Source organism: Streptomyces sp. NPDC059994 (assembly GCF_042737755.1).
Lineage (GTDB): Bacteria > Actinomycetota > Actinomycetes > Streptomycetales > Streptomycetaceae > Streptomyces.
In genome coordinates, this window is the sequence record NZ_JBHWUR010000006.1 from 1 (window position 1) to 21,906 (window position 21,906).

The window sequence follows — 21,906 nt, forward strand, 5'->3', positions numbered from 1 at the left end:
GGTGCCACCGCTGGCGGTCACCGGCGCGCCGGGCTCCGGCAAGACCGCCCTCCTGGGCCGCTTCCTGGCACTGACCGACCCGGACAGCCCGGCGAGGATGAACACCGCGCCCCAGACGCTGCCGCCGCCGGGGCTGGCCGTCATTCCCCTCAGTGGCCGAGGCGTCAACGGGCTGCGGTCGCTGGCCGCCGACCTGGCCGCCGCGCTCGGCCGGCCCCCGGGCTCGGCCCCGGGACACGTGCTCGCCGCGCTTCGAGCACGGACCGATCCCGTCGTCATCGTCCTCGACGGCCTCGACGAGATGGCCCCGTCCGCGTACGACGACGGGCTCGCCGGCTTCGTACGCTCGCTCGGTCGCATTCCCGCTGTGCGGCTCCTCGTCGTGACCCGCCCGACCCAACTGGAGTCACTGGGCCCGGACGTCGAGGTTCTCGACCTGGACTCGCCCGAGTACCGGGACGAGGACGCCCCGCGCCAGCTCGCCTACCGGCTGGCCCAGGATCCCGGCCAGGCCGCCGCGATATTGGCTGAGCTCGAACGCGACTTCACCCGCGAGGTGGGCCACTCCTTCCTGATGGTGCACCTGTTGGCGGCGCGTGCGCTGGCTGCTGACGGCATACCGTTGAACGCAGGAGACCTCCCCTCGCTGTTCCACGGCCTGATCCAACGCCTCGGCCCCGACGAGGCACGCTCGCAGCGCCTGCTGTCGCCGCTCGCCTGTGCTCAGGGAGCGGGCCTGCCTCACGGACTGTGGGCGCCACTGGTCGAGGCCCTCACCGGCGATGTGTGTACGCCCGAGGAGCTTCGGAGGTTCCGCGACCGGGCGGGCACGCTCGTGGTCGACAGCACCAGGCCCGACGGCACCACCGTCCACCGGCTCTTCCACGTCGCACTCGCTGAGTTCTTGCGGGCATCCGCCGACGAGCGGGAGCAGCAGAGGCGCATGGCCCGGGGCCTGGCCCGCCTGGTACCGCGCACGGCCGACGGACGAAGCGACTGGGCCGCGGCGGACCCGTACATCCTCGAACACCTCGCCACCCACGCCGCAGCAGGCCGGATCCTCGGCGAAGTCGTGCGGGACAGCGCCTACCTGAGCCATGCGACGCCGGAGCCACTGCTGCGGGCGCTGGCCGACAGCGGCGCCATCGGCCCGCCCACCGCGGCCCCCGCGGTCGAGGCCGAGGAGCCCGATGCTCCCGCCGAGGAGGACGTGGGCGCTGACACCGACACCGACGCCGGTATGACCACGGACGAGGACCTGGTCACGGACGCCGACGAGGCCGAGGACGCCAGCTTCGACGACGAACTCGACTTCGGCCTCGACCGGGTGACCGCCACCGAACTGGCCGCCGTCCACGTCCTGTCGGAGCGGCCCTGCGTCCTGGTCGTCGCCACCGAATGGTCCTCGGGCCGCGGCGGTCTGAGCACCTTCAACCGGCACCTGTGTGTGGCGATGGCGGCCGCGGGCGCCCAGGTCTTCTGCATCGTGCTGGACGCCGACGCCTCCGAAGTGACCGACGCCAAGGAGAAGGGCGTCACCCTGCTCACCCACCCCGGCGCGCCGGGAGCCCCGGACTACGGCCGGCTCACCCGTCGGCCGACCCTCCCGCACGGTACGCACCCCGACCTGGTCATCGGACACGCCCGCATCACCGGACCGGCGGCCGCCCACCTCAAGGAGGACTTCTTCCCGCACGCCCGTCGGCTGCACTTCGTCCACATGGCGCCCGACGAGATCGAATGGCACAAGCTGGGTGACGGCGTCGACCGCGCCCGGCAGGCCGAGGAACGCACCGAGATCGAGCGCGAGCTGGGCCTGACGGCCCACCGGGTGGTCGCGGTCGGCCCGGCGCTGAAACGCCGTTTCAGCAACGAGCTCTGGGGCACCGGAGTCCCCGAACCGCTGCGCCTGGATCCGGGCTTCGATTCGCCCACGTCCACCGGGCCGGCCGGTGCGAGGGGTCTGCCGAACGCGTTCGCGCGCCGCAGGCCTCCACCGGACGGGCTGCACAAGGTGCTGTTCGTCGGCCGCACCGAGGACGTCCGGCTCAAGGGAGTCGACCTCGCCGCCCGGGCCTGCGGAATGGTGCACGAACTGCGGAACAGAACGGCGGGAGAGCCGATCGAGCTGTTCGTCCGCGGCGCACCGCCGGAGAAGGCCGACGAACAGCAGCAGCTCATCCAGGACTGGTCAGGCTGTCCCGGCCTGCGCGTGGTGGTACGCCCCTACTCCTCCGACCCGCGCAAACTGGAGTCCGACATGCTGCGCGCCGGGCTGGTGGTGATGCCGTCCCGCTCGGAGGCCTTCGGCCTGGTCGGACAGGAGGCCATCCTGCGCGGCGTGCCCGTACTCGTCAGCGACCAGAGCGGACTGGCGCAGCTGCTGCGCGAGGAACTCCGCTCCGACGCCGACCACTTGATCGTTCCCGTCACGGGCGACTTCGCGGACGACACCAGGGAATGGGCCGCACGGATCGAGAAGTGCCTGAGCGGCCGCGAGGAGGAGTTCGAACGGATGCACACCGTGCGCAGCCGCCTCACCGCCTCAGTCACCTGGGCGGCCGCCGCCCGCCTGGTCCTGGCCGAGGTCCCGCCCCGCGGTTCGCGGGGCACGGGGCAGGGCGGATGACCTGACACGGTCGGCAGCCGTTCGGGAACCGGCGGCTGAGCGCCGTCGGGTCTGGCCCTCCATAGCCATGGACGTGCTCATGGCCCCGTGAGTGCTGTCGCGGTTGCCGACTCGCCGCCACACGATGTGGCACGCCTGGTATCTGTTCCAGCCCGTACTCCGTGTCACGCGGCCGTCGCTGTCCCAGGTGAGCTCGAAGACGCCGGGTGCTCGCGGGACGCCCGTGACGCGGAGGGCACCGCGGAAGCATCCGCCGCGCCCTGCGCGCCACGGCCGTCGCCGGCTACCCGTCGCTGTCGGTGCCCGCCGGATCCGTGGGTGAACTCGCGGTCGGTCTGCTGCTGATGGCCGGCGACCGCGAGGACGTCGGCCTGCTGTCGCTGGGCGTCGCGGTGGAGCGGCGGCTACAGGCCTGGCGCACACCGCGCTGTCTGCCGTCGGTGGGTCCCGCCGTCCGCTGAGCGGAACCGCGGCAAGGAGTGTTCTGCCCCGGCGGGAGTCTATTCATTGTCGTGCGGTTCGTGCGGTTCATGCGGTTCATGCACCGGGCACAAGGGCCACTCGTCAGTGCCCGAAACCCCCCACATCCCCACGGTGACTGGCCCGCTCGGGGCGGAGGGGGAGGGGCCCCACGGCGAGCGGGTAGTGCCGGGCCGCCACAGGGGGCCTCGCCATCCATGTGGCCCAGCCGCACTCCCTGCCACCACGCACTGGCTGAATCACGTCTGCCCGCCCGCCGACAGTCGTCCTCATGAATTCGGAACTTGATGAAGAACGCACAGCTATTGACGTGGATCGTTCAGGAAATTTATGGTCCCAGGACCCTCGCAGGCGAACCAGAGTGATGGAGAACAATGACGTACTCCCTCGGTGTGCGGCCGCGTGCCGCCCGACTGACCGCGGTGCTACTGGCCGGAGTGCTTGTCGCCTCCGTGCCCTCGGCGGCCTCGCAGCCGGCGATGAACGCCGCCGCCACGACCGCGACCTGCCGCGACAGCGACGACTGGACGCTCGGCACCACCCGTGTGGACGCGACAGACACCCACCATGCCTTCGTCGGCAACGGCTACCTGGGCCAGCGCGTGCCCCCCAACGGCGCGGGATACGCCGACAGCACTGCCAAGACCGGCTGGCCGCTGTTCACCCCGCGCTACGACGGCTCCTTCGTCTCCGGTCTGTACGCGCACAACAAGCAGACCGCCTCGGACCGGCAGGCCGTCGCCGCGCTGCCCACCTGGACCGCACTCAGTGTCAGTACCGGCGGGGCGCAGAGCGATACCTTCAACTCTTCGACATCGCCGGGCCGGATCTCCCACTACCGTCAGTCGCTCCTCCTTCACTGCGGAGTGGTGCGTACCTCACTCACCTGGACGGCCGCGGACGGCCGCCGCACCGACCTCGTGTACGAGGTGCTCGCCGACCGTGTCAACCCGCATGTGGGCGCCGTACACATGAGCATGATCCCGCACTGGAGCGGGGAGGCGACCGTCACCGACATGCTGGACGGTCGCGGCGCGCGGCGCATCCAGCAGACCGGCGGCGGTGACCGGACCGGGGGGCGGCGCGGCGACGGCCGGACCGCACCGACCATGGACGTGGCTTTCCGCACGGACGGCACCGACGTCGACGGCGCCGTCGCCTCCACCCTGCGTGCCGGACGCGGAGCCCAAGGCGCCACGACCCAACAGGCCGGCCACGCCCAGAACATGACCGCTCGCCAGGTCCTCGCCCTCCCGGTCCGGCGCGGGCAGTCCTACGACTTCACCAAGTACGTCGGCGTCGACACGGCTCTGACCTCGCACGCGCCGCGCCGCGACGCCACCGCCGCCTCGCAGCGTGCCGCCGACCGTGGCTGGGACGCCCTGCTGCGGTCCCACACCGCCGCCTGGTCGAGGCTGTGGCGCAGCGACATCGAGGTCCCCGGGCAGCGCGAGATGCAGTCGTGGGTGCGGTCCGCGCAGTACGGGCTGCTCTCCAACACCCGCGAGGGCGCGGCCAACAGCATCGCCCCGGCGGGCCTGACCAGCGACAACTATGCGGGCCTCGTCTTCTGGGACGCCGAGACGTGGATGTACCCGGGCCTGCTCGCCACCCGGCCCGAACTCGCGAAGACCGTGGTCGACTACCGCTACCGGACCCGCGCGGGGGCGCGCGAGAACGCCCGCAAGCTCGGCTATCAAGGGCTCTTCTACCCCTGGAACAGCGGAAGTTCGGGCAACCTGGCCCAGGAGTGCCACAGCGTCGACCCGCCGCACTGCCGCACCCAGATCCACCTTCAGTCCGACATCTCCCTGGCCACCTGGCAGTACTACCTGGCCACCAAGGACACCCAGTGGCTGCGCGAGCGCGGCTGGCCGGTGCTGCAGGGCGTCGCCGAGTTCTGGGCGGGACGTGTCAGCCGCAACACGGACGGCAGCTACTCGATCAAGGATACGGCCGGGCCCGACGAGTACAGCAACGGTGTCGACGACGCGGTCTTCACCAACGCCGGCGCCGCCACGGCGCTGCGCCGCGCCACCCGCGCCGCCGAAGTACTCGGCAAGCAGGCTCCCACCGCGTGGAAGGCGATCGCCGACCGCATCCGGATCCCGTACGACGCGCAAAGCAAGGTCTTCCAGCAGTACGACGGCTACCACGGCAGCACGATCAAGCAGGCCGACACGGTCCTGCTGGTGTACCCGCTGGAGTGGCCGATGCCCAAGGGCGCCGACGCCGCCACCCTCGACTATTACGCCCAGCGCACCGACCCGGACGGCCCGGCCATGACGGACTCGGTGCACGCCATCGACGCCGCTGGAATCGGGGAGCCGGGCTGCTCCACGTACACGTATCTGGAGCGTTCCATCAAGCCGTTCGTCCGCGGCCCCTTCGCGCAGTTCTCGGAGGCCCGCGGTGACAAGGCGGGCGCCGATGACCCCTTGGCGGGCTCGCCCGCGCATGACTTCCTCACCGGCAAGGGCGGCTTCCTGCAGGTCTTCACCAACGGCCTGACCGGGATGCGGATGCGCGAGAACCGCGTGCACCTCGACCCGATGCTGCCGCCGCAGTTCGACCGCGGCGTCACCCTGCACGGCCTGACCTGGCAGGGGCGCACCTACGACATCGAACTCGGCGCCCACCGCACCACCGTGCGCCTCACCGACGGCGCGCCGATGACGCTCGACACTCCCCAGGGCGAGCAGATCGTCAGCAAGGACGTCCCGGCCGTCCTCAAGACCCGCCGCCCCGACCTCGACCCCACCACCAACGCGGCCCGCTGCACCACGGCCACGGCCTCATCCGAACAGCCCGGCATGTACGCGAGCGCCGCGCTCGACGGCAACACGGCCACGGCCTGGGTCCCGGACGGTGCACGGGGCGAGCTGACGGCGGACCTCGCCAAGCCGGTCCGCGTCACGAAGGTCACCCCCACCTGGAACGACACCAAGCCCACTGCCTACAGCATCGAGCTGTCCCTTGACGGGCGGCACTGGCAGCGCGCGGTGGCGGGCGATGCGCGGCTCGCGCGGTATGTACGGGTGACGGTGCAAGGCGATGCGGAGGCCAAGAAGCACCCGGGCGTCGCGGAGCTGACCGTGAACTAGGGTAGGGATGACCGGCGTTGGCGGTCTGCGGCTTCGCCCGCCGGATAAGGTGTCCGCTGCCCCGGACGCCTCCCGCCGGCGGGCGAGGGCCGCGCGGGTGGCGACCGTCGGCAGCTCAAACAGGGGACTGGTCACCGCCCCCAACCGCAGCCCGACGGCGCTCGGTTGGGGCAGGGGCGGTCCGGCAGTGGCCTCATCGGATGCGCGGAATGAGCGGGCGCCCCGTTCTGTTGTCCGCGGACAATTCCCAATGTCCGCCGCCGACCTGGGCTTTTGAGGGGATGAATTGACGGACAAACCGGGGCCGGGTGACGTTGGGGCTTCCGTCGTCTCAACCTCATTCGGGAGGGCCAGTGAAGATCGCGCCCCGGTGGCACGTGCGGACCCCGCTTCACCGCAGAAAGTCGGAAACCGGTATCCGCACCCGACGGATACGCCGCCGTATGGCAACCCTGGCGGTCTCGACCGCGGTCGTCGCAGGGGGGATGTTCTTCTCCGCCGGCTCGGCCTCGGCGGGAGTGGCATCGTACAACGGGGGATGCGGATCCGGTTTCCGGGAGATAGACCACGTCAGCATGTACAGACCTGCGGACGGCGCGTACGTCGGAACCGGATATCTCACCTATAACTCCTCCACGGAGGAGAACTGTGCGGTGCTGCAGGTGGCGCCCGCCGATCCGGCGAAATGGGTGTTCATCGGTATCCGGCGTTCCGACGGGGCCGGGGTCCCGGTTTGGGACGAGGGGTACTACTCGCAGTACGCGGGGCCGGTCAAGGTGAGAGCCGCGGGTGCCTGCATCATCTGGGACGGGTTCGTCGGAGCCGACAACAACGACACGTCATCGCGGGCCGCCCGCTTCCACAAGGGGCCGTATCACTGCGACTGACCCACCCCACTGGTCGGCGGTTCCAGCCGGTCCATCTCTCTGCCCCAACTCGCTTGGCCGACAAGAACTCACCGCGAGAACAGTGAGCACGGCGCCCTGCGGGCAACGGTTCACCGGCCGTTCGACGGGGCGCCGGACAACAAACCGTCACGCCTTCCCCGCTCTTTCCCGTAAGGATGGCGGCAGACTCTGTCCGCCGTCACCGCCCACGTACATATGGCGCACGGCAGACGAGGAGATTCTCGGAATGAAGGCCGGACAGATCAGTATCAGGGTGGGATTCACGGCGCTCGTGTCGGTGGCCGGTCTGATCGCGGTTCCGGTGACGGCCGAGGCGGTACCGACGGACGGGCAGTACAACGGCGCGTGCGGCTCCGGATATCGCGTGGTCGATTCACTCGATATCAGTGGCTATGGACGCACCTTTCTGACCTGGAACGACTCCAACGGTCACAACTGTGTCGTCACCCAGAAGTACGGGGCGAACGAGGGAAACGACCTCTACTTCATGACCGCGTGGATCCAGCGCACCGCCGGTGGTTACGAAGAGGAGGACAAGGGCCTCTACCGCCACTACGCGGGCCCGGTCTACGTGAACGGGCAGGCCACCTGTCTCAACTGGGGAGGCTATGTGGATCCCGCGGGCACCGGTTCCTATCAGTTCAACAGGCACTGCGGGTAGCGCAGCCGGGGCGCGCATTCCTGAAAACGCGCGGGTCTGGAAGTGAACGCCTTTCCGCACGATCCGTGCAACGACAAAGACTCACGGAAGGATGCCGTCATAACTGCGTGGTCGTCGTGCGTCACGGGTCGGGAGCGGTGGTGGCGATGACCGCATGGATCGGGCGCGACAATGGCGTCCAGGACGTGGATTCCGGCCGCTATACCCTGTACGCCGGTCCGGTCCATGTGGACGGCCGCGGAACCTGCGTCGACTGGGGCGGTGTGATCCACGACCGGGAGGTCAGCCGCTGGAACAGCCACTGTGGGTGAAACCCACCGACGGCTGCGTACCGGGCGGTCGAGCGGCCGCTCTGCCCGGGGGAGAAGGCGATTGCGCCGAGTCGTCGGCATCCCGGGTTGCCCCGTTCAGCAGTCGCTGGAGGGTGCCGGAGGTGCGATGCCCGGCATATTTTGGAACGGCCCGGACGGGGCGTTGTACGCCATCCCGTCCGGGCCGTTGATCAAGGCCGGTGCAGCTCCGCGCGCTGGATCAGCCGGTGGTGACCGAGGTGTCGTCGATCAGGAAGCTGGTCGCCTGGGAGGAGTCCTCGGTGCCCGTGAACTTGATGGTGACCGTCTTGCCCTTGAAGGCGGACAGGTCGAGGGTGCGCTGGACGTAGCCGCTCGGCGTGACGTTGGAGTACGTCGCCAGGGTGGTCGTCGTGGTGCCGGAGACGACCTGCGCCTTGAGGGTGTCGTACGCGGTGGTGCCGGTCTCCTTGGTGTCGATCGCGAGCCAGAAGGACAGCTTCGGAGCCGCGGCCGTCGCCGGGATGGTCACCGACTGGGACAGGGTGTCGGTGTGGGAGGAGCCGTATCCGTCCAGCCAGGCGTAGTACGAGCCGGCGTGGGCGGTGGCACCGGTGTCATTGGTGATGGCACCGGAGGACGCGGACCAGGCGGTCGCGCCCGACTCGAAGCCGGGGTTCGACAGCAGGTTGGAGCCGCTCGGCGGCTGAGTGGTGCCGCTGCCACCGCATGTGGTCGCCGTCGGCGCGCCGGCGACGCCGCTCCAGGCCTTCTCGACGGTGGTGCACTGGGTGCTGCTGGCACCGTACAGGTCGGTCGCGGCCTTGATGGTCGCGGTACGGGCATCCGCATACGTGGAGGCGGCCGTCAGGTACGTGGTGAGCGCGCGGTACCAGATCTTGCCGGTGGCGTCGTTGCCGAGGCCGGTGACCGTACCGCCGTCGCAGGTCGGGCTGTTGCCGTAGCTGGACGAGCCGGAACCGACCGCCATCAGGTAGAACCAGTGGTTGCCGACGCCGGACGAGTAGTGCGGGTCCAGGTTCTTGGTGTTGGTGGTCCAGCAGCTCTGGGAGGCGCCGTCCTTCTTCGGATCGTCCATGTACCGCAGCGGTGAGGTGCTGATCTTCTCGCCGATGAGGTAGTCGGGCGTGTCCGCGGGGCTCTTGGCGTTGAACTCGACCAGGGTGCCGAAGATGTCCGAGGTGGACTCGTTCATGCCGCCCGCGTCACCGAAGTAGTTGAGGCCCGCGGTGGCCGCGGTGACGCCGTGGCTCATCTCGTGGCCGGCCACGTCCAGTTCGGTGAACGGCTTCTGGCCGGAGGCGCCGTCGCCGTAGATCATGCTGAAGCTGTCGTCGTCCCAGCCCGCGTTGGCGTAGTTGACGCCGTAGTGCACGAAGGAACGGGCGCCGACGCCGTCGTTCTTGATGCCGTTGCGGCCGTGGACGTTCTTGTAGTAGTCCCAGGTGGCCTGGATGCCGTAGTGGGCGTCCACGGCGACCGTGGCGCGGTCGCTGAGGGTGCCGTTGCCCCACACGTTGTCCGTGTCGGTGAAGGCGGCGCCCCAGCCGGCCGGCGGCGAGTCGTTGGTGACGGTCTTGTTCTGGGCGTCCCGCGTCTCCCCGTTACCGCGGGTCGGGTCCTTGAGCTCGTACCCGCCGGAGACGCTGTTCGTGCCCAGCGTCACGTCGCCGACCTGGTAGCCGTGGCCGGTGCCCGAGGCGGCGGCACCGGCTATTGCGGTGGTCTGCGAGGTGGTGGTGTGGCCCGGGACCACCGTGCTGTGGAAGGTGTTCCAGGACTTCCCGGCCTGTCCGGTCGTCGCGTCGACCAGCGTGTGGAAGTGGCTGGGCGAGCCGTCGGGGGCGGTGCCGTCGACGACGACCTGCCAGGCGAGCGTCGGCGTGGCCGACGTCGCGTCGACGACGAGCTCGGCCTTGCTGCCCTTCCTGACGCCCTTGAACTTCGCGACGGCCACGGCCACGGCACGCTGCTTGCTGACCTTCGGCGTCACCGAGAGCGACAGCGGGGCCTTGAGGGTCATAGAGGTCGAGCGCAGCTCACCGTTGGGAGCCGAGTGCACGATGACGTCGCCGCCCAGGACCGGCAGGCCCTGGTAGCGGCGGTCCAGGTGGACGTGGCGGCTGCCGTCCTTGTCGACCGTCACATCGTGTGACAGGAAGGTGTCGTGGACGCCTGCCCGGACGGTGTTGGGGCTTGCGGCCACCTCGGCGGTGGCATCCCGCAGTGCCTGGGCCTTGCTCGGCTTAGGCGAGACGGCCCGGGGACCCTTGGCGGCGGAGGCGGGGGTGCCCGCACCGGCTATCAGAAGGCCGCTGACCGCGAGGGACAGCGTACCGACGAGTAGAGATCGTTTCATGGGCACGGAGAATGGCGGGATCTACGTCTCCGGGGCAATGAGATGCCAATTCTGTTTAATAAGCATCCCTGTGAAACGATCATGACAAGTAACGGGTGTGTGTCCCCGTTGTTTCCCGCCCTGATGGGCGCGTGTGTACCGAGCAGAACGAGCGGTCGGTGCTCGCCCCTGCGCAAGCAGGGCCCTGGCCAAGACTGTTCACATCGTGACGTGTGTCACCTGCCGTTTGGCTGGAAGTCGCTAGCATGTGGTCCCCCGCACGGCACGCAGGACGGATCACCTGTGCCCCCTCAACCCCCGCTGCCCGACCTGGCCGACGCCCTGCGCCACGGCCCGTTCGAGGTCGCGCTCGACTGCGCCGTGCGCGCCAGCGGCCTCAGCCTGGAACGCATCCAGCACCGGCTGGCGGCCCGCGGAGTCGCCGTCAGTGTGACCACTCTCAGCTACTGGCGGCGTGGCCGCAGCCGCCCCGAACGCCCCCAGTCCCGGCAGGCCGTCCGGCTGCTGGAGGAACTGCTGGGCCTCCCCACCGACTCCTTGGTCTCCCTGCTGGGTCCCCAGCGCCCGCGCGGACGCTGGGTCAACCGGCCGCCTCGGGTGCTGGAGACCGAGGACCTGTGGCAGCAGTACAAGAGCCTGCCCGGCCTGCTCGACGCGATGGGTTCCACCGACGACGGGCTGACCCGGCTTGCTGTGCACGACCGGTACGAGATCGACGAGAACGGCGCCGAGCGGCGGCTGACCGTCACCATGGTGCTGCGCGCCGAGCACGAGCGGGTGGACCGGCTGGTGCTCATCAGCCGTGGCGACGACCCGCAGCGCGCACTGCCCGAGCTCACGGACATCCGCAATGCCCGCAAAGGCCGGGTGCGTTCTGACATCTCGGTGCCGCTGTCCGTCGCGGAACTGCTCCTGGACCGGGTGCTCACCAAGGGCGAGACCGACGTAATCGAGTACACCTACGCCTTTTCGACCACCGGTGCCCGCACCAGCGAGGTCGGCACCGGCTTCCGCGCCCCCGCCCGGCTCTACACCCTCGAAGTCCAGTTCCATCCCGACGCCGTCCCCATCCGGTGCCACCGTTACTTCGGCACCACCGCCGGCGGTCCCATGGACCCCGCCGAGCAGGTCTGGATCAGCGCCTCCGGCCGCGCCGCCTTCACCGTCGAAGACCCCGGCCCGGGCTTCCAGGCCATGCGCTGGGAATGGGATTGACGTACTCCCCGCTCTGAAGGGCGGGGGCTCTGGCCTGGGGCGTCTGGCCCTTCCGGTGGCAAGGGCGACGGTCAGTTGGAGTTCGGCGGTTGGATCTGGCGCTACGACCTTACGCCGCTCGGTCCGTCCGGGACCGAGGTCACACTCATGGGACACTCAGGCTATCGCCGACGCCTGCGCCGTGTCCGCGCCGAAAGGCTGAGGACGCCTGCAAATCCGCTGCTCATAGCCACTCGTTGAGGGCTGCGACCAGACAGTCCCCGCGAGATGGCTGATCGCGTGGTGCGCCTGGAGTGCTTCTCCCATGTCCCCGGTGGTCCTGTCGCGGCTCGCGCCGACGGACAACGACCGCTCGCAGGGATGCCCTGCCTCCCCCGTGTCGCGGGGAAGGCAGGGCACCAGGCGTGCACTGCTCGACGGTCAGCAGGCGCGTGCGCCCGCTCGTGGTCACCGAGGCCGGTAGGCGGTGGCCAGCACGGAGACGGTGACCTGGTCGGCCAGGAGGCCGTCATCGTCCAGGTCTGAAGGGCTCAGGTGGCGTGCGCTCGGAGTCATCCCCACCAGGTCGAGGGCCTCCAGCCTGGTCAAGGACGTGACGTACTCAATCTGCTCGGTGGCGGTGGCCTCGAAGAAGGGGGCCAGCGCCTGGTGCAGGCGCTGCTCCTTGGCCGGGTCGACCGTGACCACCGCGGGCCCACGGCCACGCAGCTCGGCCAGGTGCCGCCCGGTAGGTCGCACCACGACCAACCGGCCGGACGGGCGCAACACCCGGTGAAACTCGGATGGGTTGCGCGGGGCGAACACGTCCAGCACGACGTCGGCCATCGCGTCGGCCAGCGGGAAGGGACGGAAGACGTCCCAGGCCGCCGCGGCGGCCCGCTCATGGACGCGGGCCGCCGAGCGCAGCGCGCGTACCGAGGTGTCCAGTCCCAGACCACGGGCGCCAGACAACTGGTCGAGTACGCCGGCCAAGTAGTAGCCCGTGCCGCAGCCGACGTCCACGACCGTGCCCCGCTCGGGCACGGCGTCGGCCGCCAGACGGGCCACGGCCTGGCAGATGGGCCCGTACTTGCCCGTGGCCAGGAACCGGTCCCGGGCCCGGACCATGGCAGCGTCGTCGCCACTGGTGGCGCGGGCGCCCGTCAGGAGGCTGACATAGCCGTGGCGGGCGATATCGAAGGTGTGGCCCGCCGGGCAGCGCAGTGCGCCGGGGCCGGGGTGCAGACGGGCGCGGCACCCCGGGCAGCGCAGCAGGCCGAGGAACAGTTCGAGGGCAGGACAAAGCGACACGGGCACAAGGCACTCCTGGCAACGGTGAAGGGAGGGGACCGTGCCTGCACGCGTACTTCGAAAGTCACCGCCCCAGGAAGGGACGGGCCCAGCCTCCGGCCGCCTCGGTACGGGCAGCGCCGGGGACGTGGTTCACGCGGCAGGCACACCAAGGAGGGCGACGCCGCCCGGCATCGCCCTCAAAGCCTGCCGATCACAGGAAGCAGTAGTGCGGGGTGCTCATGAATGCCACGCCACGATTCTACGACGAGGTTCCGCTCAATCGCCCGCGCAGCCGCGGCGGCGCTTGCGGCGACGTTCGGCCCACCCCGGCCGCCGGCCCCGCCTTTGACGCGTGCACCGTCCAGGCCTGGCCGTTGGTGGTACCACGGGCTGGTGTGGGTGTTGCCGACGCCGGCGGTACCGGAGCGCAACTGCGCGGGCCCCGTAACGGAGTTCCCGGCCATCGCCACCGCGACGCTGCGGCGAAGCGGCGGCCTCGACACCCGCCGGGGCCCCGCGGAGGCGGCGTCGGCCATTCCGGGCAATGGCCCGGCCATGTTTCGGGGCGCGCATGGCCCGCCGTTCGCGCCCGTGAGCACCGTTGGTGCACGAGTGGTGCACGAGCAGGAGTCCCTCGGGAGGGGCAGCTCATGGCCTGGCACACACTTCGACACCGCAGGTCTGCCGCAGGACGAGCAATTCACATGGTGGCGGGAGGCCGTCGGCCGAGGCGTGGCACCGGTGCACGTCACCAGCGACGCCGCCGCCTTCGACGGAAGCATCGGATCCCTGCCCATGGGGCAACTGCACCTGACAACGATGTGCTTCCCCGAACTGCGCTCCGACCGGACGGCGGCGCTCGTGCGCCAAAGCGATCCGGAGAGCTACGAACTCGCCCTGATCCTCGGCGGATCCATGGCCGTCTCCCAAGGGCGCAGCGAGGCCCGGCTCGGCGCAGGCGATTTCGCGATCTGGTCGTCCTCGCACCCGTACCGGGGCGCTGCCGGAGAGAGCCGGGAGGCGGTGGTTCACGGGCGATCGTGCTCAACCTGCCGAGGATGCTGGTCCCCGTCCCCGAGGCCAGGCTCGGCGGCGTGCTCCCGCTGGGCACACCCGCCCGTCAGATGCGCGCCCACCTCGGATTCGGGGGAGCGATTCCTGCTCCTCCGTGGGGCGGGGCGCCGGTCCGGCCGCGCGGGCCGAGGGGGATCATGATCCATATGACTTCCGCAGCGTCCTTCCCTTCCACCGAAACCGCCACTTCCACCGGCACCTCCCCCTCAGCACGCGCCTTCCCGTCCACCGGCCGTCGCGTGCTCGTCAGCGGTGCCTCGCGCGGGCTCGGCCGTGCGCTCGCTCAGGCGTTCGCCGCCAATGGCGACCGGGTAGCCGTCCACTTCGGCTCGCGGCGCGAGGAGGCCGAGACGACCCTCGCCTCCCTCGTCGGTACGGGGCACGTGCTCGCCGGAGGGGACCTGTCCGCCCCTGACGGTGCGCACGCCGTCGCCGAGACGGCGGCCGCAGGACTCGGTGGGCTGGACGTGCTCGTCAACAACGCCGCCGTGAACCTCCCACATCCGCTCGCCACCACCGCGTACGAAGACTGGGCGGCCGCCTGGCAGAGTCACGTGTCCGTCAACCTCCTCGCGACGGCCAACCTCAGCCACCTCGCGGCTCGCCGGATGATCGAGCAGGGCGGTGGTGGCCGGATCGTCAACGTCGGCTCGCGCGGGGCCTTCCGCGGCGAACCGGACCACCCGGCGTACGGGGCGACGAAGGCGGCGGTGCACGCGCTGGGCCAGTCCCTCGCCGTGCACCTCGCCACGTACGGGATCGGCGTCGCCTCCGTGGCACCCGGGTTTTTCGAAACCGAGCGGGTTGCGCACCGGTTGAGCGGGGCGGAGGGCGAGGCGATCCGCGCCCAGAGCCCGTTCGGACGGGTGGCGTCGGCGGACGAGATCGCGGCGGCCGTGCTGTGGCTGGCCTCACCGGCGGCCGAATGGGCCTCGGGGACGGTCCTGGACCTCAACGGGGCCTCGTACCTGCGTACGTGAGACACCAGCTCAGGCACAGCCATGCTGACGCGCGGCCCGCCGGCAAGGGGCGGCGTCGACGACCCTGCGCCTTCGCCCATGAGGAGGACGGCAAGGTCTTGGCCCTGGCCCGGTCCGCCGGCCGCCCGGCGTAGACGGTGGCCCAGCCGCCCGCGCCGATCGGTTCGCCGACGATCCAGGAGCCGGTCCGGTGGCCCACGGGCAGGAGACGCACCCGGCCAGTGGCCCGCATGGCCGACCAGGTGCGGGCCATCCGGGCGAGGCGCCGGGCTCGTACGGCATGGTGTCCGGGGCCGCGGTGACCCGTGAAGGATGCTGATGTCTCCCCCCGCAGGAGAGCCCGTGAGCGATCCCAGCCCCCGTGTGACCCCGAGGCCGGCGTCCGTCGCGGCAGGCGATGACGTTCCGGCTCCGGGTGTCATCGGCATCGGACTCGCCGCGGTGCTGACGTTCGCCCTCGCCCAGGGCTCGTGGCAGTGGTTCGCCACGTTCATCGGGGCGACGCTTCTTGCGGTGATGCTGGCCTTCCAGCGTCGGGCGCAGTGGACGCCGGACATTCGCTCGGCCTACATGCGCGGCCTGGTCGCGTACGCGCTGGTCGTCGGCCTCTGTGTGGCGGTCGCCCTGGCACCCCTGCTGCAGCGCGGGGCCTGACTGTTCCCGATGCCGGGCACGCGCGGCGAGTGCGAACTGATGGGCAGGTACGAGGCCCTCCAGGTGCAAGCCGCGCTGGGGAACCTGGCCGGCGGTGACGGTCCCGCCCTGGCGTTCGCGCAGGACGTCCAGGCCCGCAAGGCCGTTGCCGAGTGCCTGGCGGCCACGACGACTCTGTGGCTGCCGGTGTACGGGGTGGGGGCGGCGGTGCTGGTGGGGGGCACTGCGTGGTTCCGCGACCGGGCCCGTGCCCGCCGGGCCCCCGTGGGCCACTGAAGTCTTCGGGCGCACCTTCCGCCGCCCGGCCCGGTTGCCGGGCGGCCGTGCGGTGTGGCGGCCGGGCAAGGGGCAGCGGTGGTGTCGCCGTCGGTCCGTACCGTGGACGGTATCTGGGCAGGGGCGGGCGGGTTTGCTAGCTTCGAGCCATGGTCGCCCAGGCTGAGAACTTCGCGTCGCGTCGCTATGTCGACCTGCGGCGCCAGGCCACCGCCACCTGTCTCTCCCGCTGAGGCGGCCGGAGCGGGTCCCGTCCCGATCGCCGAGAAGCAGTCGGCGCAGTGTCGGACCAGCTCCCCGAGGAAGTTCCCCATGTACCGCTCCGTGGCATCCGTACCCCCGCTTGTCTCCCCGCCGTACCGTCCGGCCCCGGCGGTCCGCCGGGTGTCGGACAGCGCCCGGCGCAGGACCAGCGCCAGCGTCGTCCTGCGGTCCGTCCTTGAGTACGGTCCCGTCGCGCGCAGCGGCATCGCCCGTCTGACCGGCCTCTCCCCGGCGTCGGTGACCGACTACTGCGCACAGCTGGGCGCGGTGGGCCTGATACGGGAGGGCGCGCTGCCCAGGCAGTCCAAGGGGGTCGGGCGCCCGTACATACCCGTCGACCTCGACACTTCGCGGTTCGTGGTCGGCGGGGTGCACGTGGCTGTGCCGTACACCACCGTCGCGCTGCTCGACCTGCGCGGGCGGGTGGTCGCCGAGCGGCGGCTGGGCCACGGCGAGGGCATCGAGCCGGGCCGGATCCTCGCCGACGCCGCCGACGGGCTCGACGCGCTGTTCGCGCAGGCCGGCGGACGTACCCCACTGGGCGTCGGTGTGGCGGCCGGGGGATGGGTGGACCGGAACTCCGGCACCATCGTGGAGCACGGGCTCCTCGGCTGGCGCGACGTGGCCGTCCGAGAGGTGATCGGCGCCCGTACCGGCCTGCCGGTCCATGTGGACGGGCACGCACGGGCGTTGGTCGACGCGGAGCGGTTGTTCGGCCGGGCCCGGGGCGGTCGCAGCGTGCTGCACCTCTTCGTCGGCAATGTGGTGGACGCCGCCTTCGCCACCCACGACGAGGTCCATCACGGGCCCCGTTCACAGGCCGGCGCGATCGCCCATCTGCCGTTGGAGGGCGGCACGGAGCCGTGCGACTGCGGCCGGACCGGGTGCCTTCAGGCCGAGCTCAGCGAGCGGACACTGTCCCGCCGGGCGCGGGAGAGCGGCGTCATCCGTACGGCGAACCCGATGCATGTGGTGGGCGCCGCGGCCGATGGCGATCCGGTCGCCGTACGCCTCCTGGTGGCGCGGGCCCGGATGGTCGGGCGGGAGCGGGGGGCGCTGGTCGTGCCCACCAGTTTCGCGGAATCGGTGCTCGCGGTGGCGGGCGGTTCGGTCGCCCTCGACGTGCTCTACCGGGATCCGCTGGGCATGCCGACGGACGCCATTAATTCAGAAACTCCGAATGTTGACAGGGGCAGTGCCGGGCCGCGAGCATTCTGGGCATGAGCAGCGCGCAGGAATTCTCCCCGATGGCCCGGTCGCGGCAGGTCCGCGAGCGGAGCGTCGGTGTCGCGCCGTCGAAGGCGTCGTCGCTGCTGGCGTTGCGGCGCACTCCGCTGACCAGGTGCCGTGTCATCGACCTGATGCGGGTAGGCCGCACCCTTTGTTGCTGACGCGTCACGCCCAGGTGTCCGCGTGTCCATTTCCCCACGCGTCCCCACGCTGACGCGCGGTTGAATCGGCGCATTGTCGCGTGCGTTGCCATGCGCTGACGTGGTGACGCACCGGCGTCGCGAACTCCCTTTCTCCCTCGCTTCTTTGGCGTGCGTATTTTCTCCCGCGTATTTCTCCTTCCGGGCTTGGCCCTGGCCGGAATTTCACGTGGTATTCCTCCCTCCCAGCTCACGGAGTCCTCCCATGCCACCAGTGTCCCCGCTCGCGGCCGGTGTCGACCGGCGACTGTTCCTGTCCTCCCTGCTCGGAATCGCTGCCGTCGGTCTGAGCGGCTGCGCGGGGGCCAGTGCCGCCGGCAACGAAGCCGAGGCCACGGGGGGCGTGCTCGCCCCGCCGGCGGCCGAGGTGCCCGCCGGTACGAGCCTCAAGGTCGCCTCGTACCAGGGCGTGCAGCAGCTCCAGTTCAAGTTGGCGGGCCTGAACGACCTGCCCTTCACCGTGTCCAGCTGGCTGAACATCGGTGCCGGACCCGACGTCATCAACGCCTTCCGTGCCAAGTCCCTGGACCTGGCCAACAACGCGGGCATCCCGCCCATCCAGGCGCACTACCAGGGCTACGCGGCGAAGATCGTGGCGATCGGCATCACCCGCAAGCCCAACTACCTCTTCGCCACGAAACCCGGCAGCGGCATCGAGGACGTCCACGGCTTCAAGGGGAAGAAGCTGGCCTTCTCGCAGGGCCAGGCGCAGGGAGTGGTTCTGCTGCGCGCCCTGAAGAAGGCCGGGCTGACCCACGACGACGTGAAGCTGGTGCCGCTGACCAGCAATCAGTTCCTCACCGCGCTCCAGGCGGGACAGGTCGACATCGCCCCGCTCGCCAACCAGCAGGTCCCGGCCTACCTCAAGCAGTACGGCCCCAAGGGGGCGCACACCATCACGACCGATGTCGTGGACCTGCTCAACCTCCTGTGGGCGCCCGCCACCGTCCTCGCCGACCCCGCGAAAGCCGCCGCGATCGCCGCGTACATCCCTCGCTGGGCCAAGGGACAGGTGTGGGCGTACGAGCACCCGGACACCTGGAACGAGGAGTTCTACGTCAAGACCCAGAACCTCACCACCGCACAGGCCCAGTCGATCACCGCGCTCGCCAACAAACCGCTCTTCCGACCGAGTTGGGACGAGGCCGTGAAGTGGGAGCAGGAGACCGCCGACCTGCTGGCGGAGGGCGGCTTCGTGAAGAGGTTCACGGTCGACTCGCTCTTCGACCGGCGCTTCGAGGGCATCGCGGCCAAGGCCGTCCCCGCCGGATATCAGAGGTGACGGCCATGACCACCACCGCGACGCCCCTCCTTGTGTCCGCGCCCACCGAAACACCCCCGGCGGTACGCCCGGCCAGGCGGCGCAGCCTCGCCCCGGGCAAACGGCTACCCGCCTCCCGCCTCATAGGCCCGTCCCTGGTCCTCGCCCTGTGGGCCGCGGCGTCCGCGGCCGGACAGCTGGACCCCGCGGCGATCCCGGCGCCCTGGACGGTCCTGCGCACCACGGGCGACCTGTGGAGCGGTGGCACGCTGCCCACCGATGTGCTCACCTCACTGGAACGCGCCGGATACGGGTTCGCGCTCGGGCTGGCCGCCGGTGTCGTACTCGCACTCACCGCCGGCCTCAGCCGGATCGGCGAGGCGCTGATCGACGGAACCGTCCAGCTCAACCGTGCGATTCCGACCCTGGGCCTGATTCCGCTCCTCATACTCTGGCTCGGCATCGGTGAGACCTTCAAGATCGCGATCATCGCGATCGTCGTCTACATCCCGATCTACCTGAACCTGCATGCCGCGCTGTCGGGCATCGACCACCGCTATGTCGAACTCGCGGAAGCGCAGGGCCTGTCCAGGATCCGTTTCATCCGGCAGATCGTCATCCCCGGCGCCCTGCCCGGCTTCTTCGTCGGGCTACGGCTCGGGGTGACCGGTTCCTGGCTCTCGCTGGTCGTCCTGGAGCAGATCAACGCCACCAGCGGCCTCGGCTACATGATGTTCCAGGCCCAGAACTACGGCCGCACGGACATCATCCTTGTCGGCCTGCTGATCTACGGAGTCCTCGGCCTGCTCTCCGACAGCGCGGTCCGCCTCTTCGAACGGAGGGTGCTGTCGTGGCGACGCACGCTGAGCAACTGACCACCGACGTCACGGCCCCGGCAGTCCGCCTCACCGGGCTCACCCGCTCCTTCGAGGGCCGCACGGTCCTCGACGGCATCGACCTCGCCATCCCGGCCGGGCAGTTCACGGCCCTGCTCGGACACAGCGGCTCCGGCAAGAGCACGCTGCTGCGGGCCATCGCCGGGCTCGACCACCGGGTCGCGGGCAGTGGCGAGCTGACCGCCCCGGCCAGGGTGTCGGTGGTCTTCCAGGACTCCCGGCTGCTGCCCTGGTGCCGGGTGCTGGACAACGTCCTGCTGGGCACGGACGGCAAGGAAGCCGTGGGGCGCGGTCGCGCGGCCCTGGCCGAGGTGGGTCTGGCGGGGCGTGAGAGGGCCTGGCCCAACGAGCTGTCGGGCGGCGAGGCCCAGCGTGCCGCACTGGCCCGCTCCCTCGTCAGAGAACCCGAACTGCTCCTCGCCGACGAGCCGTTCGGCGCCCTGGACGCGCTCACCCGCATCCGTATGCACACACTCCTGCGCGAGTTGTGGGAGCGCCACCGGCCCTCCGTCCTCCTCGTCACGCACGACGTGGACGAGGCGATCGTGCTGGCCGACCGGGTGCTCGTGCTCGACCGGGGCCGTATCGGCCTCGACCTCACCATCGAGCGCCCGCACCCGCGCCAGTACCGCGACCCCCTGCTCGGCGACTACCGCGAGCGGCTCCTCGCCGCCCTCGGCGTGACGGAATACCAGGAACACCAGGAACACGAGAACGACCAGGACAGCGACCAGGACGACGAGCCGAACCCACCGCACCAGGAGGACCACCAGTGACCCGGCGTCAACTCCACCTCAACGCCTTCCTCATGAGTACCGGACATCACGAGGCATCGTGGCGCCTGCCCGAGAGCGATCCGTACGCGAGCGTCGACCTCGACCACTACCGTGACCTCGCCCGCATCGCCGAACACGGCACCTTCGACTCGCTCTTCCTCGCCGACGGACCGGTCCTCTTCAACAACGTCGGCCAGCGTCCGTCCGGTGTTCTGGAACCCCTCACCCTGCTCACCGCCCTGGCCGTGGCCACCGAGCACATCGGTCTGATCGCCACCGCCTCCACGTCGTACAACTCGCCCTACAACCTGGCCCGCAGATTCGCCTCCCTCGACCACGTCAGCGGCGGACGGGCGGGCTGGAACATCGTGACCACCGCCGGTGCCGAGGCCGCCCGCAACTTCGGGCTGGACGACGAACCCGCCCATGCCACCCGCTACGAGCGAGCCGACGAGTTCCTGGACGTGGCGCTCAAGCTCTGGGACAGCTGGGAGGACGACCTGATCGTCGCGGACAAGGCGGCGGGGGTCTGGGGCGACGAGCACAAGCTCCACCCGCCGCGTCACCAGGGGACGTACTTCAGCGTCGAGGGCGCCCTCAACGTACCGCGCAGCCCCCAGGGCTACCCGCTCCTCGTCCAGGCGGGCTCGTCGCGGGACGGCAAGCGGTTCGCGGCGCGCCACGCGGAAGCCGTCTTCACCGCCCAGCAGACGCTCAACGACGCACAGGACTTCTACAGCGACCTCAAGGCCCGAACGCGTGCGGCCGGCCGGGACCCCGACCACGTCAAGGTGCTGCCCGGCATCGTCCCGGTCATCGGATCCACCGAGGCCGAGGCACGCGCACACGAGCGGCTGCTGGACGACCACATCGTCCCCGAACACGGCCTCCACCGCCTCGAACACCTGCTGCACCTGGAGGCGGGCGTGCTGGAACTGGACTCCCAGCTGCCCGCCGACCTGCCTCCGGAGAGCGCCATCGAGGGCGCCAAGAGCCGCTACACCCTCGTCGTGGAACTCGCCCGGCGCGAGCGGCTCACCGTACGGCAGCTCATCGGCCGCCTGGGCGGCGGACGCGGCCATCTGACCTTCGCGGGCACGCCCGAGCAGGTGGCCGACGCCATCGAGGACTGGTTCCGCCTCGGCGCCGCCGACGGTTTCAACATCATGCCCGCGGTCCTGCCGTCCGGCCTCGACCGGTTCGTCGACCACGTGGTGCCCATCCTGCGCCGGCGCGGCCTGTTCCGCAGCGAGTACGGCCCCCGGCAGACCCTGCGCGAGCGCTACGGCCTGCCGCGCCCCGCCAACCAGCACACCTCCCCGACCCTGACCCACGTCTAGAAAGGCAGGACCCCAC

Annotated in this window: 18 protein-coding genes and 1 pseudogene; 17 read left to right on the forward strand and 2 right to left on the reverse strand. The window is 70.5% G+C overall.

Annotation, left to right across the window (positions count from 1 at the left end; all coding sequences use genetic code 11):
* The 6 genes and pseudogenes from ACFWA7_RS05245 to ACFWA7_RS05270 all read left to right on the forward strand — a co-directional run.
* Positions 1-2,629, forward strand: a 2,629-nt coding sequence (locus tag ACFWA7_RS05245; RefSeq protein ID WP_385821080.1) for a glycosyltransferase, incomplete at its 5' end; no start/stop codon positions are given.
* Between the two features lie 272 nt (positions 2,630-2,901).
* Positions 2,902-3,090 (forward strand): annotated as a pseudogene (locus ACFWA7_RS05250) (amidase); the annotation flags it as partial.
* A gap of 393 nt (positions 3,091-3,483) precedes the next feature.
* Positions 3,484-6,213 (forward strand): discoidin domain-containing protein, encoded by a 2,730-nt coding sequence (locus tag ACFWA7_RS05255; RefSeq protein ID WP_385821082.1) that lies wholly within the window; start codon positions 3,484-3,486, stop codon positions 6,211-6,213.
* Positions 6,214-6,788: 575 nt separating this feature from the next.
* Positions 6,789-7,100 (forward strand): hypothetical protein, encoded by a 312-nt coding sequence (locus ACFWA7_RS05260; protein ID WP_385538592.1) that lies wholly within the window; start codon positions 6,789-6,791, stop codon positions 7,098-7,100.
* A 247-nt stretch (positions 7,101-7,347) separates the two neighbouring features.
* Complete coding sequence (locus tag ACFWA7_RS05265; RefSeq protein WP_385538590.1) at positions 7,348-7,782, forward strand: spore-associated protein A; 435 nt, start codon at positions 7,348-7,350, stop codon at positions 7,780-7,782.
* 146 nt (positions 7,783-7,928) lie between these two features.
* On the forward strand, positions 7,929-8,093 hold the full coding sequence (locus ACFWA7_RS05270; protein ID WP_385821084.1) for a hypothetical protein: 165 nt from the start codon (positions 7,929-7,931) through the stop codon (positions 8,091-8,093).
* Positions 8,094-8,313: 220 nt separating this feature from the next.
* Here the strand turns inward: ACFWA7_RS05270 and ACFWA7_RS05275 are convergent, their stop codons facing one another.
* Entirely contained in the window at positions 8,314-10,452 is a 2,139-nt protein-coding gene (locus ACFWA7_RS05275) for a M4 family metallopeptidase (protein WP_385821086.1), read from the reverse strand.
* Positions 10,453-10,734: 282 nt separating this feature from the next.
* Here ACFWA7_RS05275 and ACFWA7_RS05280 point away from each other — a divergent pair, with 282 nt between their 5' ends.
* Positions 10,735-11,667, forward strand: a complete 933-nt coding sequence (locus ACFWA7_RS05280) for a hypothetical protein (protein WP_385538585.1) — start codon at positions 10,735-10,737, stop codon at positions 11,665-11,667.
* Between the two features lie 447 nt (positions 11,668-12,114).
* Here ACFWA7_RS05280 and ACFWA7_RS05285 read toward each other — a convergent pair whose 3' ends face one another.
* On the reverse strand, positions 12,115-12,963 hold the full coding sequence (locus tag ACFWA7_RS05285) for a putative RNA methyltransferase (protein ID WP_385538583.1): 849 nt from the start codon (positions 12,961-12,963) through the stop codon (positions 12,115-12,117).
* 531 nt (positions 12,964-13,494) lie between these two features.
* Between ACFWA7_RS05285 and ACFWA7_RS05290 the strand changes: the two genes are divergently transcribed.
* From ACFWA7_RS05290 to ACFWA7_RS05335, 10 genes are all read left to right on the forward strand, one after another.
* Positions 13,495-14,154, forward strand: a complete 660-nt coding sequence (locus tag ACFWA7_RS05290; protein ID WP_385821247.1) for a hypothetical protein — start codon at positions 13,495-13,497, stop codon at positions 14,152-14,154.
* A 5-nt stretch (positions 14,155-14,159) separates the two neighbouring features.
* The gene (locus ACFWA7_RS05295; RefSeq protein ID WP_385538639.1) at positions 14,160-14,993 is read left to right on the forward strand and encodes an SDR family NAD(P)-dependent oxidoreductase; all 834 of its coding nucleotides are present in this window, start codon (positions 14,160-14,162) and stop codon (positions 14,991-14,993) included.
* Positions 14,994-15,335: 342 nt separating this feature from the next.
* On the forward strand, positions 15,336-15,647 hold the full coding sequence (locus ACFWA7_RS05300; RefSeq protein ID WP_385821088.1) for a hypothetical protein: 312 nt from the start codon (positions 15,336-15,338) through the stop codon (positions 15,645-15,647).
* Between the two features lie 9 nt (positions 15,648-15,656).
* Complete coding sequence (locus ACFWA7_RS05305; protein ID WP_385821090.1) at positions 15,657-15,923, forward strand: hypothetical protein; 267 nt, start codon at positions 15,657-15,659, stop codon at positions 15,921-15,923.
* Positions 15,924-16,235: 312 nt separating this feature from the next.
* A complete protein-coding gene (locus ACFWA7_RS05310) occupies positions 16,236-17,411 on the forward strand; it encodes an ROK family protein (protein ID WP_385821092.1) in 1,176 nt (391 codons plus the stop codon).
* Positions 17,408-17,578, forward strand: a complete 171-nt coding sequence (locus ACFWA7_RS05315) for a hypothetical protein (RefSeq protein ID WP_385821095.1) — start codon at positions 17,408-17,410, stop codon at positions 17,576-17,578. Before ACFWA7_RS05310 ends, ACFWA7_RS05315 begins: the two co-directional genes overlap by 4 nt.
* 244 nt (positions 17,579-17,822) lie before the next feature.
* Positions 17,823-18,899: an ABC transporter substrate-binding protein gene (locus tag ACFWA7_RS05320; protein ID WP_385821097.1), complete on the forward strand. Its 1,077-nt coding sequence runs from the start codon at positions 17,823-17,825 to the stop codon at positions 18,897-18,899.
* 5 nt (positions 18,900-18,904) lie between these two features.
* Positions 18,905-19,753 (forward strand): ABC transporter permease, encoded by an 849-nt coding sequence (locus tag ACFWA7_RS05325; protein WP_385821099.1) that lies wholly within the window; start codon positions 18,905-18,907, stop codon positions 19,751-19,753.
* Positions 19,729-20,550, forward strand: a complete 822-nt coding sequence (locus ACFWA7_RS05330) for an ABC transporter ATP-binding protein (protein WP_385821101.1) — start codon at positions 19,729-19,731, stop codon at positions 20,548-20,550. Before ACFWA7_RS05325 ends, ACFWA7_RS05330 begins: the two co-directional genes overlap by 25 nt.
* A complete protein-coding gene (locus tag ACFWA7_RS05335; RefSeq protein ID WP_385821103.1) occupies positions 20,547-21,890 on the forward strand; it encodes an LLM class flavin-dependent oxidoreductase in 1,344 nt (447 codons plus the stop codon). Before ACFWA7_RS05330 ends, ACFWA7_RS05335 begins: the two co-directional genes overlap by 4 nt.
* The last annotated feature ends 16 nt before the right edge of the window (positions 21,891-21,906 follow it).